This is a genomic window from Streptomyces sp. NPDC006552, assembly GCF_040611655.1.
Taxonomy (GTDB): Bacteria; Actinomycetota; Actinomycetes; order Streptomycetales; family Streptomycetaceae; genus Streptomyces.
In genome coordinates this window covers 1-12,078 of record NZ_JBEXOS010000117.1, presented here as the reverse complement: position 1 = coordinate 12,078, position 12,078 = coordinate 1, and the positions used below count along the sequence as shown (strand labels likewise).

The window sequence follows — 12,078 nt, the reverse complement described above, 5'->3', positions numbered from 1 at the left end:
TACGGCGACGAGATCGGCATGGGCGACAACATCTGGCTCGGTGACCGGGACGCGGTCCGCACCCCGATGCAGTGGACCCCGGACCGCAACGCCGGTTTCTCCTCCTGCGACCCGGGCCGCCTCTCGCTGCCCACGATCATGGACCCGGTCTACGGCTACCAGGTCACCAACGTCGAGGCCTCCATGTCCTCGCCGTCCTCGCTGCTGCACTGGACGCGCCGGATGATCGAGATCCGCAAGCAGAACCCGGCGTTCGGCCTCGGTTCGTACACCGAACTGCCGTCCTCGAACCCGGCGGTGCTCGCGTTCCTGCGCGAGTACAAGGACGACCTGGTCCTGTGCGTGCACAACTTCTCCCGCTTCGCCCAGCCCACGGAGCTGGACCTCCAGGCCTTCGACGGCCGCCACCCGGTGGAGCTGATCGGCGGGGTGCGGTTCCCGGCCATCGGTGAGCTGCCGTACCTGCTGACCCTGGCGGGCCACGGCTTCTACTGGTTCCGGCTGCGCAGGGACTGACCCCGCGTGCGCGGGGCGGGAGAGCGGCGGTTCTCACCGGTTTCCCGCCCCGCGCGCCGGGAACTCTCCTCGCGTACCCGGCACGTCCCCATCTCTGGACAGCACTCCGCTCCCGGGGGTCCGCTCGCACCGCCCGACGCGTCCCCGGGGAAAGGACGCGACGTCATGTCGGAAACCGCAGCCCGGCCCACCGCTTCGCCGCAGGGCCACTCCGAGCTGCTCCTGTCCCTCGGCCCGCTGCTGCGGGAGTGGCTGCCGCGCCAGCGGTGGTTCGCGGGGAAGGGCCGCCCGGTCACCGATCTCACCCTCGAATCCGTCACCGAACTCCAGTCGGACGCAGCTCTGTTGCACCTGCTGGTCCGGGCCCACCAGCCCCCGGCCGACGAGGGCCCCGGCGACTGCTACCAGCTCCTCGTCGGCACCAGCGACGCGGTGGCGCCCCAGCTCGCGCCCGCCGTGATCGGCCACATCGCGCACGGCGCCCTCGCCGGGCGCACCGCCTACGACGCCCTGCACGACCCCCGCCAGGCCGGGGTCCTGCTGGAGCGCCTGCGCATACCCGGCTCCCTCGGCGACCTGCGCTTCCAGCGCCGCGCCGAGAGCCGGATCGCCGGCGACCTGGCACCCCGCCCGCTCCTGGCCGAACAGTCCAACTCCTCGGTCGTGTACGGCGACGAGCTGATCGCCAAGGTCTTCCGCCGGGTCCTGCCCGGCACCAACCCCGACCTCGAACTCCCCCTCGCCCTGGCCCGCGAGGGCTGCGACCGGGTGCCGGCCCCCCTCGCCTGGTACGAGACGGCCGACGGCGAGACCACCCTCGGCCTGCTCCAGCCCTACCTCGCGGGCGCGGCCGACGGCTGGGACCTGGCCCTCGAACACCTCATCAAGCAGGTGGACTTCACCGCGGCCGCCCGCGAGCTGGGCCGCGCCACCGCCGAGGTGCACACCGCCCTCGCCCGCGCCCTGCCCACCGTCACCTACAGCCGCGTCCAGGTCGAGCAGCTGGCGGCGACGATGACCCGCCGCCTGGAGACGACGGCCCAGCAGGTCCCCGCGCTGCTGCCCTACGTGCCGGGCCTGCGCACCACGTTCGAGGCGCTCGCCGACCTGGCGGGCGAGGGGCTCAGCTGGCAGGCCCAGCGCGTCCACGGCGATCTGCACCTGGGCCAGTGCCTGCGCGACCCGTCCGGCTTCTGGCGCCTGATCGACTTCGAGGGCGAGCCGTCCCGGCCCCTCGCCGAGCGCCGGATGCCGCACCCGCCGCACCGCGACATCGCCGGCATGCTCCGCTCCTTCGACTACGCGGCCCGCTCGCACCGCCCGTGGTCGCCGCAGTGGTCCGACGCCTGCCGCTCCGCGTACTGCGTGGGCTACGCGGCCGCCTCCGGCTGGGACCCCCGTACCGACCCTGTCCTGCTGCGCGCGTACGAGACGGACAAGGCGGTCTACGAGGCCCTGTACGAAGCCCGGCACCGCCCCGACTGGCTCCCGGTCCCGCTGGCGGCCCTGGCGCGCCTCGCCGAGCTGCCCTGACCGGACGCGCCGGTCCCACCCCACCACGGCCCACCCCCACCGTCCCAGGAGGACCCACCGTGACCCGCCGCCCCACCCGCACACCGCGCCCGGCGCCGGGGAGCAGCCCCGCCCCGGCGGCGAGCCCCCAAGCGGCCCCCGCCACCCCCGCCGTACCCGAGCAGCGTGCGCCCGCGACGGCGGACGCCCCGGTGCCGCAGAGCGACCGGGACCGGCTCCTGTCGGGCACCCACCACGACCCGCACGCCGTCCTCGGCGCGCACCCCGCCGGCGACGGCATCGCCTTCCGCGCCTGGCGCCCGCACGCCCGCGCGGTCGCCGTCACCACGCCGGAGGGGCTGCGCGCGGAGCTGCACGACGACGGCGACGGCTTCTTCTCCGCGCTGCTGCACCCCGCCGCGCCCCCGTCCGCGTACGAGCTGGACATCACCTACGCGGACACGCGCCAGCGCGTCGCCGACGCGTACTCCCTGGCCCCCGCCGTCGGCGAGCTCGACCTGCACCTCATCGGGGAGGGCCGGCACGAACAGCTGTGGACGGCGCTCGGCGCCCGCCCGATGGAGCACCAGGGCATCCAGGGCACCCGTTTCACGGTCTGGGCGCCGAACGCCCGGGGCGTCCGCGTCGTCGGCACCTTCAACTTCTGGGACGGCGCCGCGCACAGCATGCGCTCCCTCGGCTCCTCCGGCATCTGGGAGCTGTTCGTCCCGGACATCGGCGACGGCGAGCTGTACAAGTACGAGATCACCCGCCCGGACGGCAGCAAGACGCAGCGCGCCGACCCGCTCGCCACCCGCACCGAGACACCCCCGGCGAACTCGTCGGTCATCCACACCTCCCGGCACACCTGGCACGACGAGGCCTGGCTGCGCACCCGCGGCGAGCGCCCCGCCCACGAAGCGCCCTTCTCCGTCTACGAACTCCACCTCCCGTCGTGGCGCCCCGGCCTCACCTACCGCCAGCTCGCCGACGAACTCCCGGCCTACATAGCCGACCTGGGCTTCACGCACGTCGAGCTGATGCCGGTCGCCGAGCACCCCTTCGGCGGCTCCTGGGGCTACCAGGTCACCGGCTTCTACGCACCCACGGCCCGGCTCGGCACCCCGGACGACTTCAAGTACCTCGTCGACGCCCTGCACCAGGCGGGCATCGGTGTCCTCATGGACTGGGTCCCGGCCCATTTCCCGCGCGACGACTGGGCGCTGGCCGAGTTCGACGGCCGCCCCCTGTACGAGCACGAGGACCCGCGGCGCTCGGCGCACCCGGACTGGGGCACCCTGGAGTTCGACTACGGCCGCAGGGAGGTCCGCAACTTCCTGGTGGCGAACGCCCTGTACTGGTGCGAGGAGTTCCACATCGACGGCCTGCGCGTGGACGCCGTCGCCTCCATGCTCTACCTCGACTACTCGCGCGAGGACGGAGAGTGGGTCCCGAACGAGTTCGGCGGCCGCGAGAACCTGGACGCCGTCTCCTTCCTCCAGGAGATGAACGCCACGCTGTACCGGCGCGTGCCCGGCGTCGTCACCATCGCCGAGGAGTCCACCGCCTGGGACGGCGTGACCCGGGCGACCCACCACGTCGGGCCGGGCGGCTTCGGCGGCCTCGGCTTCGGCCTGAAGTGGAACATGGGCTGGATGCACGACTCGCTGGACTACCTGGCGCACGAGCCGGTGTACCGCACGTTCCACCACAACGAGATGACGTTCTCGATGGTGTACGCCTACAGCGAGAACTACGTCCTGCCGATCTCCCACGACGAGGTCGTCCACGGCAAGAAGTCGCTGGTGTCGAAGATGCCGGGCGACTGGTGGCAGCAGCGCGCCACGCACCGCGCCTACCTGGGCTTCATGTGGGCCCACCCCGGCAAGCAACTCCTGTTCATGGGCCAGGAGTTCGCGCAGGGCGCCGAGTGGTCCGAGGCGCGCGGACCGGACTGGTGGCTGCTCGACCCGGCCTACGAAGCCGCACCCGACCACCGCGGTGTCCGCGACCTCACCCGCGACCTGAACGCCGTCTACCGCGACGTGCCCGCGCTGTGGGAGCGCGACACGGACCCGGCGGGCTTCTCCTGGGTGGTCGGTGACGCGGCGCAGGACAACGTCTTCGCGTTCCTGCGCCACGCCGCCGACGGCACCCCGCTGCTCGCCGTCTCGAACTTCTCGCCGGTCGTGCGCCACGAGTACCGCCTCGGCGTCCCCGCCTCCGTCCCCGCCTGGCACGAGGTCCTGAACACGGACGCGGCCCGCTACGGCGGCGGGGGCGTCGCCAACCCCGACCCCGTGAAACCGGACGACGTGGCCGCCCACGGCCGCTCGGCGAGCGTCCGCCTGACCCTGCCACCGCTGGCGACGATCTGGCTGAAGCCGTAGCCCTCGGCCGCCCCGGAAGTTTCGGAAGCTGCGCAAGCACCGCCGCCCCAGGGGCGCGGGGAACGGCGCGATCAGCCACGACGGCGCGGCAGGGGGTCCCACTCGACCACCCACGACGGCGCAGTCCCCGCGCCCCCAGGGGCGCGGGGCTCTGCCGATGAGCCGCTCCGCGGCGGGGCACGCCCAGCCACGACGGCGCACAGCCCGGCTGTCGACCTCAGCCCACCACGTCGAGCCCCTGGAGCGCCGAGGGCAGCTCCCCCGCATGCACGACCCCCAGGGACTGAGTCGCCCTGGTCAACGCCACATACAGATCGCTGAGCCCGAACTCCCCGGGCTCGACGACGATGACCCGGTCGAACTCCAGCCCCTTCGCCTGGCGCGGATCGAGCAGGACCAGATGCCGCGTGAGGTCCGGCTCGGCCCCGGCCACCACACCCGGCAGGACCGCGGCCAGCACCGCGAGCATCCCGCGCGGCGCGATCACCGCGAGCCGCCCCTCCTCCGGGGTCTCGGCCGCCGCGATCTCCGCGACGACCCGCGCGACCTCGCCGGGGCCGTCCGGCACGGCCCGGCGCCAGGGCCGTACCCCCGTGGAGCGCACCGAGGACGGCGGCCGGTGGTCCGGGTGCTCGGCGCGCAGCACCTCCGCCGCCACGTCCATGATCTCGGACGGCGTCCGGTAGTTGACCCCGAGCCGGGTGTGCTCGAAGCGGTCCTCGACGTAGGGCCGCAGGATCTCGTCCCAGGCCCCGACCCCGGCCTCCTCGGCCGTCTGCGCCGGGTCTCCGACCAGGGTCATCGAGCGGGTCGGCGAGCGCCGCATGAGCAGCCGCCACGCCATCGGCGACAGCTCCTGCGCCTCGTCGACGATGATGTGCCCGAACGCCCAGGTCCGGTCGGCCGCGGCCCGCTCGGCGGCGCTGCGGTGGTCCTCCTCCTCGTACCAGTCGGCGACCCGGTCCGCGTCCACGATGTCGTGCGCGGCCAGCACCTCCGACTCGTCCTCGTCCTCGAACTCGTACGTCTCCGAGCCGCGGGAGAGGTCGAGGACGCCCTGCGCGTACGCGATCCGCTCCTGCCGCGCCGCCTCGGCCGCGGCCCGCTCCGCGGCGTCGTCGTGCCCGATCAGCTCCGCCGCCTCGTCGAGCAGCGGCACGTCCGCGGGGGTCCAGTCGGCCGGGCCGGTGACCGGCCTGCGCACGGCCGCCGCGTCCTCCTCGGCCAGCCGCGCCGGGTCCGCGAGGAAGTCGGCGACGACCTGCTCCGCGGTGAGCACCGGCCACAGCTCCTCGATCGCGGCGTGCACCTCGGCGCTGGCCGCCACCCCCTTGCCGAGCTGGGCGAGGTCGTCGGGGCCGAGGAAGTTCGGCCCGCCGTAGGGGTCGGCGCCGATCCGCTCCGCGAGCTGCTGGGTGAGCGCGTCCAGGATCCGGAACGCGAAGTGCGGCCGGGCCAGGTTGTGCGGCAGCCGGGTGTCACGGGCCGCCTGCCGCGCTTCGTAGGCGATCTCCCAGTCCAGGATCAGGTCGCCGTCGTCGTGCCGGATGATCACGGGCGAGCCGGGCTCGGGGAGCTGCTGGCGGTCCTGGACGGTGAGGGCGAGCGCCTCGGCCATCCGCGCCGCGCCCTTGACGGCCGCGGCCCGGGGCGGGTCGACCGCGGTCGCGTGCACCCCGGGGAACAGCTCGCCGACGGTCGCAAGGAGCACGCCGGTCTCGCCGAGCGCGGGCAGCACCTCGGAGATGTAGGAGAGGAACGCCGGGTTCGGGCCGACGATCAGCACCGCCCGCTTGGCGAGCAGCTCCCGGTGCTCGTAGAGCAGGAACGCGGCGCGGTGCAGCGCCACCGCCGTCTTGCCGGTGCCCGGGCCGCCCTCCACGACGAGGACGCCGCGGTGGTCGTGGCGGATGATCCGGTCCTGCTCCGCCTGGATCGTCTGCACGATGTCGCCCATGCGGCCGGTGCGCGCCAAGTTCAGGGCGGCGAGCAGCACGGCGTCGCCGCTGGGGTCCTCGAAGCCGGTGCGCTCGTCGTCGCCGAGGTCGAGGATCTCGTCGTGGAGTTCGGTGACCGTGCGGCCTTCGGTGGTGAGGTGCCTGCGCCGGCGCAGGCCCATCGGCCGGTGGCCCGTCGCGAGATAGAAAGGCCGGGCCACCGGGGCGCGCCAGTCGATGAGAATCGGCGTGTGTCCGGTGTCGTCCTCGCGAATTCCGATGCGGCCGATGTGGTGGGTCACGCCGTCGCTGAGATCGATCCGGCCGAAGCAGAGCGAACCGTCCACCGCATTCAGTGCGGCGAGCAGTCCTGAGCGCTCCACCACCAGCAGGTCCCGCTCCAGCCTGGCCTGCTGACCGGTGCCGACGGGGGTCAGGGCCTGGGTGACCGAGTCCGCGGCGGCGCCGCGCAGCGCGTCGACGCGCGCGTAGAGCCGGTCGATGAATTCCTGTTCCTTTTGCAGTTCTTTCTGCGATGCGGCGGATTCCCGGCTTGACAAAACTGCTCCCTGCCCGGTACGGTGTGTTTATTGGCCCCCGGTGAGGGGCCTTTTCTGTGGGCACACAGAAACACCGAATATACCCCGGGCAGGGGTGCATTCCAACCGCGGCTTTTCCTCGGCAGGTCTCCGCTCGGAGAGTTCTCCGCTCAGAGGGCCTCGGCCAACTCCTGGAGCAGTCGGCGCTTGGGCCTGGCGCCCACCCGCGACCAGACCGGCTCGCCGTCCTTGAAGACCATCAGCGTCGGCATCGACAGCACGCCGTACGCCGCCGCCGTCTCCGGGTTGGCGTCCACGTCGAGGGCGACGACATCGAGCCGCTCCCGCTCCTCCTGTGCGATGGACCGCAGCACCGGCGCCAGCTGCCGGCACGGCCCGCACCACGCGGCCGTGAACTCCACCAGTACCGGCCGCTCGGACCTCAGCACCTGCGCACCGAAGTCCGCGTCCGTGACATCCCGCATGATCACTCCTCCTCCTGTCGTGGGCCGAGTTCGCAGCGCGGCGCCGGCTCCTGTGCGGCCAGCGCCACGACCGCCTGTTCGGCGCGCTCCAGCTGCGCCCCGACCTTGGCCCGCACCGCGGTCAACTCGTCGATCAGCGCGTCCAGTTCGGAGAGCTTGCTGCGGTACACGGCCAGTGAGGCCGGGCAGGAGTCCCCCTCCGGGTGCCCCGCGCGCAGGCACTCCACGAAGGGCCGGGTCTCCTCCAGGTCGAAGCCGAAGTCCTGGAGCGTGCGGATCTGCCGCAGGGCTCGCAGATCCGCCTCGTCGTAGGTCCGGTACCCGTTGCCACCGCGCCGCGCGGGCAGCAGCCCGCGCGACTCGTAGTACCTGAGCGTCCGCGTGGTCGTGCCGGCGCGGTCCGCGAGCTCTCCGATGCGCATGTCCTCGACGGTAGACCTTTCCCCTGACGTCAAGGCCAGCGCTCACCGCACGAAAAGGGCGGCGGGCGGCGCCTCAGAACGTCACGTCGGCCGTGTCCACCACCTCCGCGGTGCGCCCCGGCCCGCCGTGCGTGTTCCAGTAGAGATTGGTGTGCGCGATGACCAGCTCCGGGGCCGGCGCGCCGTAGGCGGTGAGGTCCTCCGTGGTGTGCGCGTCGCCGACGAGCGTCACGTCGTACCCGCGCGCGAAGCCGCCGTGGATCGTGGACCGGATGCAGACGTCGGTCTGGGCGCCGGTGACGACGAGCCGGCCGACGCCGCGCTCGGCGAGCACCGCCTCCAGGTCGGTGGCCTCGAAGGAGTCGCCGTACTTCTTGTGCACGACGGGCTCCCCCGCGCGGCGCACCAGTTCGGGCACGTAACACCAGGACTCCGTGCCCTCCTTGAGGCCGTCGTCCGCGTGCTGCACCCAGACGACGGGCACCTCCTCGGCGCGGGCGCGCTCGACGAGGGCGGCGATGCGCGCGACGACCTCGTCACGGCGCACGGCCTGCTCCACCACCCCGTTCTGTACGTCGATGACGAGCAGGGCGGTGCGGGGCCGGTCGGGCAGAACGGTCATGGGCGGGCCTCCTGGACGAGAGCGTCACGGACTGCCGTCACCGTAGTCCGCGCCACTGACACCACCCCTCGCCACGGACACCGGGGCCCGCCCACCGCGATCAGCCCTTCTGGTCGGCGAGTTCCTCGCCGGCGTGCTCCGGCTCCTCGTCCTGTCCGCCCTCGGGCTCGGCGGCCGCCCGGCTCTTGCGGGGCAGCAGCACCGCCACCAGCACCGTGCCGACGCCGAGGATCACGGCGCCGACGACGCTGGTGTGCGCCACCGCGTCGGCGAAGGAGGAGCCCACCGCATCGGTCATCTGCCGGGCTCCGGAGGCGAGTTGTGTCGCCTGCTCCTTGAGCCGCGCCGCCTGCTGCGGATCGGTGGTACCGGCCGCCTGTTCGGCGAGCTTGTGGGCCTGGGCGCCGATCCGCTGCGCCACCGCGTACCCCGCGCCGACCGAGTCCTGCGCCGTGGAGAGCGCGCCACCGGGCAGCTTGGTGCCCGATGCGGCGTCGGAGAGGTGCGAGGAGTACGAACCGGCGAGCACCGAACCGAGGATGGCGATGCCGAGGGAGCCGCCCAGTTCGAGGGAGGTGTCGTTGACGGCGCCGCCGACCCCCAGCTCGGACTCCGGGAAGGCGCCCATGATCGCGTCCGTGCACGGGGAGAGCGCCAGGCCGATGGCCAGACCGAGGATGACCAGGGGCAGTACGAAGTCGCCGTACCCGGAGGCCGCGTCCACCCGGGTCAGCAGGGCGAGCGCCGCCGTGCCGCCGACCATGCCGGCCGTCACCGTGATCTTCATGCCGATGCGGGGCGTGAGGTAGCCGGTGAGCGCAGAGCCGACGAAGACCGCGCCGGCCAGCGGCAGCATCCGTACGCCGGTCTCCCAGGCGTCGTAGCCGAGGACGAACTGGAGGTGCTGCGTGAGGTAGTAGAAGGCGCCGAAGACGGCCAGGAAGAAGAGGGCGACGGCCAGGTTCGATCCGGCGAAGCGGCGGTCGGCGAACCGGCGCACGTCGAGCACCGGGCGCGGGTGGCGCAGCTCCCACAGCACGAAGGCGACCAGCGCGACACCGGCCACCACCGCGGCCGTGACGGCCTTGGCGCCCCAGCCGAAGTGCGGTCCCTCGATGATCATGTACACCAGCGCGCCGACCCAGACGACGGAGAGCAGTCCGCCGACGTAGTCGATCCGGCTGTGGTGACCGGCCTTGGACGGCGGTACGAGGACCAGCGCGCCGACGATCGCGACGGCGGCGACGGGCACGTTGATCAGGAAGGTGGACGCCCAGCCGTGGTCGCGCAGCAGCGCGCCGGCCACCAGCGGGCCCGCGGCGATGGCGAGTCCGGCCGTCGCCGTCCACAGCACGATGGCCTTGGCGCGCTCGGCGCGCGGGAAGGTGGCCGCGAGCAGCGACAGGGTGGCCGGCATGATCATCGCGGCGCCCACGCCCATCACGGCGCGGGCGGCGATGACACCGGTCGAGCTGGAGACGAGCGACCCGGTGACGGCGCCGGCACCGAAGACGACGAGGCCGAGGATCAGGGCCCCGCGCCGGCTGTACTTGTCGCCGATCGCGCCGAGCAGCAGCATCAGCGCCGCGTACGGCACGGTGTAGCCGTCGATGACCCACTGGAGGTCGGCACTGGACAGGCCCAGGTCCTGGGTCATGTCGGGTGCGGCCACCGTCAGGGCGGTGTTGGCCATCACGATGATCAGCAGGCTCAGGCAGAGCACGAGCAGCGCCCACCAGCGGCGGGCGTACGGCCGGTCCATCGTGGCGACCGGCTCGTTGATGACGAGGCGCATGACGCGGAGCCCCTCCCGGGAGAACAGACGAGAAACAGACAGAGCCTGCTTGTGTGGACGAGTCTGCTTGCACAGCGCTGTGCAATTACACACTGATGCGCAATCTAAGGCATTGCACATCAGTGTGCAAAGTCGCAGCACGCAGGGGCTGTCCGACGGCCGCCGGGGGCGTGCACAATGAACGGCGTGACTTCCGTACGGGCCGACGCCAACCGCCGCCGCATCCTCGACGTCGCCCTCGCCGAGCTGCTGCGGGACCCCGAGGCGTCCATGGACCAGATCGCGCGCGCCGCGGGCGTCGTCCGCCGCACGGTCTACGGCCACTTCCCGAGCAGGGACGCGCTGGTGGGGGCGCTGGTGGACGACGCGGCCCAGGCGGTCGCCGAGGCCCACCGGGCCGGCCGGGCGGGAATCACCGATCCGGCCCGGGCGGTGGCCCGTTCGATCCTGGCCATCTGGCCGATCGCGGACCGCTACCGGCTCCTGGTCCATCTCGCGCAGCGCAGCGTCACGATGGAGGGCATCAGGGCACGGCTCACGCCGGTGCGCGAGTCCTGCACCGAGCTGGTCCGGTGGGGCCTGGAGCAGGGCCAGTTCACTTCGCCGCTACCGGCGGAAGCCCTGGCCTATGTGCATGAACAAGTGCTGTTCGGTCTGATGGAGGCCGTCAACGACGGAGTCGTCCCGGCCGCGGACGCCGGCCGCGCGGCGGTCGTCGCGGTGCTCTCCTCCGCGGGGTTTCCGCCCGCGGAGGCCGAGCGCCTGGCGACGACGGCCTGACGCGGCCGCGCCCCGAGGGCGCTTCTCCCGTCAGGCGCGGTCGTGGAGCGTGACCTGGTAGCCGTCGGGGTCGGCGAAGGTGAAGGTCCGGCCGAAGGGGCCGTCGACAGGCGCGGAGACGATCGGGTGGCCGTCGGCGGCGAGCGCGTCGTGCACGGCCTGGACGTCGGTGGCGTGGAGCCAGATCGCGACGCCGATGCCGGGCTGGGCGACGGAGGCGAGATCCGTGCCGGGCAGGAGGTCGCGCAGGGCGAAGGCGATCGGCTTCGTCTCGAAGACCACCGCGTGCGGCGGCCCGGCCGGTGAGCGGACGAGACCGAGGTAGCGCTCGTAGAACGCCTGCGACACGTCGAGGTCGCGCACTTGAAGCGAGAGGAAATCGGGGCCGGTGGCGGGCATGGTGATGCTCCTTCTCTCCATGTCAGATTCCTGACACGAGCCACGGTATGTCAGAATACTGACATGAGTCAAAGCGGTGACGGCATCGACCTGGACAGCTCCCTGGGCTACCTGCTGAAGGAGGCTTCGAGCGCGCTGCGCGTGGCCATGGAGGAGGTGCTGCGGCCCCTCGGGATGACCGTGACGCACTACTCCTGCCTCGAACTGCTGGCGCAGCGGCCGGGATTGTCCAACTCCGAGCTGGCGCGTGGCGCGTTCGTGACGCGGCAGTCGATGAATGTGCTGTTGCAGGCGCTGGAGCGGGACGGCTCGGTGACCAGGCCGGCGGAGGCGGCCGTCGGGAAGGTGCTGCCCGCGCGGCTGACGCCCCGCGGCAGGGAGAGCCTGGAACAGGCCACGGCGGCGGTCCGCTCCGTCGAGGTACGCATGCTGGCCGGCCTCACCGAGTCCGAGCAGGCGGACGCGCTGCGTATTCTGCGGAGCATGGTCCGTTCCCTGCGCGGCACCGATGGCAAGGCTGGAAAGATATAGCGCCCCAAACGCAGAAAACCCCCGTCCGGTATCCCCGGACGGGGGTTTTCTCAACAATAGTTCGGCGGCGTCCTACTCTCCCACAGGGTCCCCCCTGCAGTACCATCGGCGCTATGAGGCTTAGCTTCCGGGTTCGGAATGTAACCGGGC

11 protein-coding genes and 1 rRNA gene are annotated in these 12,078 nt (G+C 72.6%); 5 read left to right on the top strand and 7 right to left on the bottom strand.

The window, feature by feature from the left end:
• From ABZY33_RS35210 to glgB, 3 genes are all read left to right on the top strand, one after another.
• Positions 1 to 516: alpha-glucosidase C-terminal domain-containing protein (locus ABZY33_RS35210; RefSeq protein WP_356495797.1), on the top strand; the 516-nt coding region annotated here is incomplete at its 5' end.
• 165 nt (positions 517 to 681) lie between these two features.
• The gene (locus ABZY33_RS35205; RefSeq protein WP_356495796.1) at positions 682 to 2,049 is read left to right on the top strand and encodes a maltokinase; all 1,368 of its coding nucleotides are present in this window, start codon (positions 682 to 684) and stop codon (positions 2,047 to 2,049) included.
• A gap of 59 nt (positions 2,050 to 2,108) precedes the next feature.
• On the top strand, positions 2,109 to 4,418 hold the full coding sequence (gene glgB, locus ABZY33_RS35200) for a 1,4-alpha-glucan branching enzyme (protein ID WP_356495795.1): 2,310 nt from the start codon (positions 2,109 to 2,111) through the stop codon (positions 4,416 to 4,418).
• A 217-nt stretch (positions 4,419 to 4,635) separates the two neighbouring features.
• On the opposite strand, the gene ABZY33_RS35195 is transcribed toward glgB, so the two are convergent.
• From ABZY33_RS35195 to ABZY33_RS35175, 5 genes are all read right to left on the bottom strand, one after another.
• Positions 4,636 to 6,879: an AAA family ATPase gene (locus ABZY33_RS35195; protein WP_356495798.1), complete on the bottom strand. Its 2,244-nt coding sequence runs from the start codon at positions 6,877 to 6,879 to the stop codon at positions 4,636 to 4,638.
• A 185-nt stretch (positions 6,880 to 7,064) separates the two neighbouring features.
• On the bottom strand, positions 7,065 to 7,379 hold the full coding sequence (gene trxA / locus ABZY33_RS35190) for a thioredoxin (protein ID WP_356495794.1): 315 nt from the start codon (positions 7,377 to 7,379) through the stop codon (positions 7,065 to 7,067).
• Positions 7,380 to 7,381: 2 nt separating this feature from the next.
• Positions 7,382 to 7,801 carry a MerR family transcriptional regulator gene (locus tag ABZY33_RS35185; RefSeq protein ID WP_356495793.1) on the bottom strand — a complete coding sequence of 140 codons (420 nt, stop codon included), beginning with the start codon at positions 7,799 to 7,801 and terminating at the stop codon, positions 7,382 to 7,384.
• 73 nt (positions 7,802 to 7,874) lie between these two features.
• Positions 7,875 to 8,423, bottom strand: a complete 549-nt coding sequence (locus ABZY33_RS35180) for an isochorismatase family protein (RefSeq protein WP_356495792.1) — start codon at positions 8,421 to 8,423, stop codon at positions 7,875 to 7,877.
• Positions 8,424 to 8,523: 100 nt separating this feature from the next.
• Positions 8,524 to 10,218, bottom strand: a complete 1,695-nt coding sequence (locus tag ABZY33_RS35175) for a DHA2 family efflux MFS transporter permease subunit (protein ID WP_356495791.1) — start codon at positions 10,216 to 10,218, stop codon at positions 8,524 to 8,526.
• Positions 10,219 to 10,395: 177 nt separating this feature from the next.
• On the opposite strand from ABZY33_RS35175, the gene ABZY33_RS35170 reads away from it, so the two are divergent.
• Complete coding sequence (locus ABZY33_RS35170; protein WP_356495790.1) at positions 10,396 to 10,998, top strand: TetR/AcrR family transcriptional regulator; 603 nt, start codon at positions 10,396 to 10,398, stop codon at positions 10,996 to 10,998.
• 30 nt (positions 10,999 to 11,028) lie between these two features.
• On the opposite strand, the gene ABZY33_RS35165 is transcribed toward ABZY33_RS35170, so the two are convergent.
• Positions 11,029 to 11,397 carry a VOC family protein gene (locus ABZY33_RS35165; protein ID WP_356495789.1) on the bottom strand — a complete coding sequence of 123 codons (369 nt, stop codon included), beginning with the start codon at positions 11,395 to 11,397 and terminating at the stop codon, positions 11,029 to 11,031.
• Positions 11,398 to 11,460: 63 nt separating this feature from the next.
• On the opposite strand from ABZY33_RS35165, the gene ABZY33_RS35160 reads away from it, so the two are divergent.
• Positions 11,461 to 11,928, top strand: a complete 468-nt coding sequence (locus ABZY33_RS35160) for a MarR family transcriptional regulator (RefSeq protein WP_356495788.1) — start codon at positions 11,461 to 11,463, stop codon at positions 11,926 to 11,928.
• Positions 11,929 to 11,987: 59 nt separating this feature from the next.
• Here ABZY33_RS35160 and rrf read toward each other — a convergent pair.
• A 5S ribosomal RNA gene (gene rrf / locus ABZY33_RS35155) occupies positions 11,988 to 12,078 on the bottom strand; the annotation flags it as partial.

What these genes read in the sequence shown, in the direction of transcription:
- ABZY33_RS35205 (WP_356495796.1), top strand. Translation starts at nt 682, where the DNA reads ATGTCGGAAACCGCAGCCCGGCCCACCGCTTCGCCGCAGGGCCACTCC.
- trxA (WP_356495794.1), bottom strand. Translation starts at nt 7,379, where the DNA reads ATGCGGGATGTCACGGACGCGGACTTCGGTGCGCAGGTGCTGAGGTCC.
- ABZY33_RS35185 (WP_356495793.1), bottom strand. Translation starts at nt 7,801, where the DNA reads ATGCGCATCGGAGAGCTCGCGGACCGCGCCGGCACGACCACGCGGACG.
- ABZY33_RS35180 (WP_356495792.1), bottom strand. Translation starts at nt 8,423, where the DNA reads ATGACCGTTCTGCCCGACCGGCCCCGCACCGCCCTGCTCGTCATCGAC.
- ABZY33_RS35175 (WP_356495791.1), bottom strand. Translation starts at nt 10,218, where the DNA reads ATGCGCCTCGTCATCAACGAGCCGGTCGCCACGATGGACCGGCCGTAC.
- ABZY33_RS35170 (WP_356495790.1), top strand. Translation starts at nt 10,396, where the DNA reads ATGAACGGCGTGACTTCCGTACGGGCCGACGCCAACCGCCGCCGCATC.
- ABZY33_RS35165 (WP_356495789.1), bottom strand. Translation starts at nt 11,397, where the DNA reads ATGCCCGCCACCGGCCCCGATTTCCTCTCGCTTCAAGTGCGCGACCTC.
- ABZY33_RS35160 (WP_356495788.1), top strand. Translation starts at nt 11,461, where the DNA reads ATGAGTCAAAGCGGTGACGGCATCGACCTGGACAGCTCCCTGGGCTAC.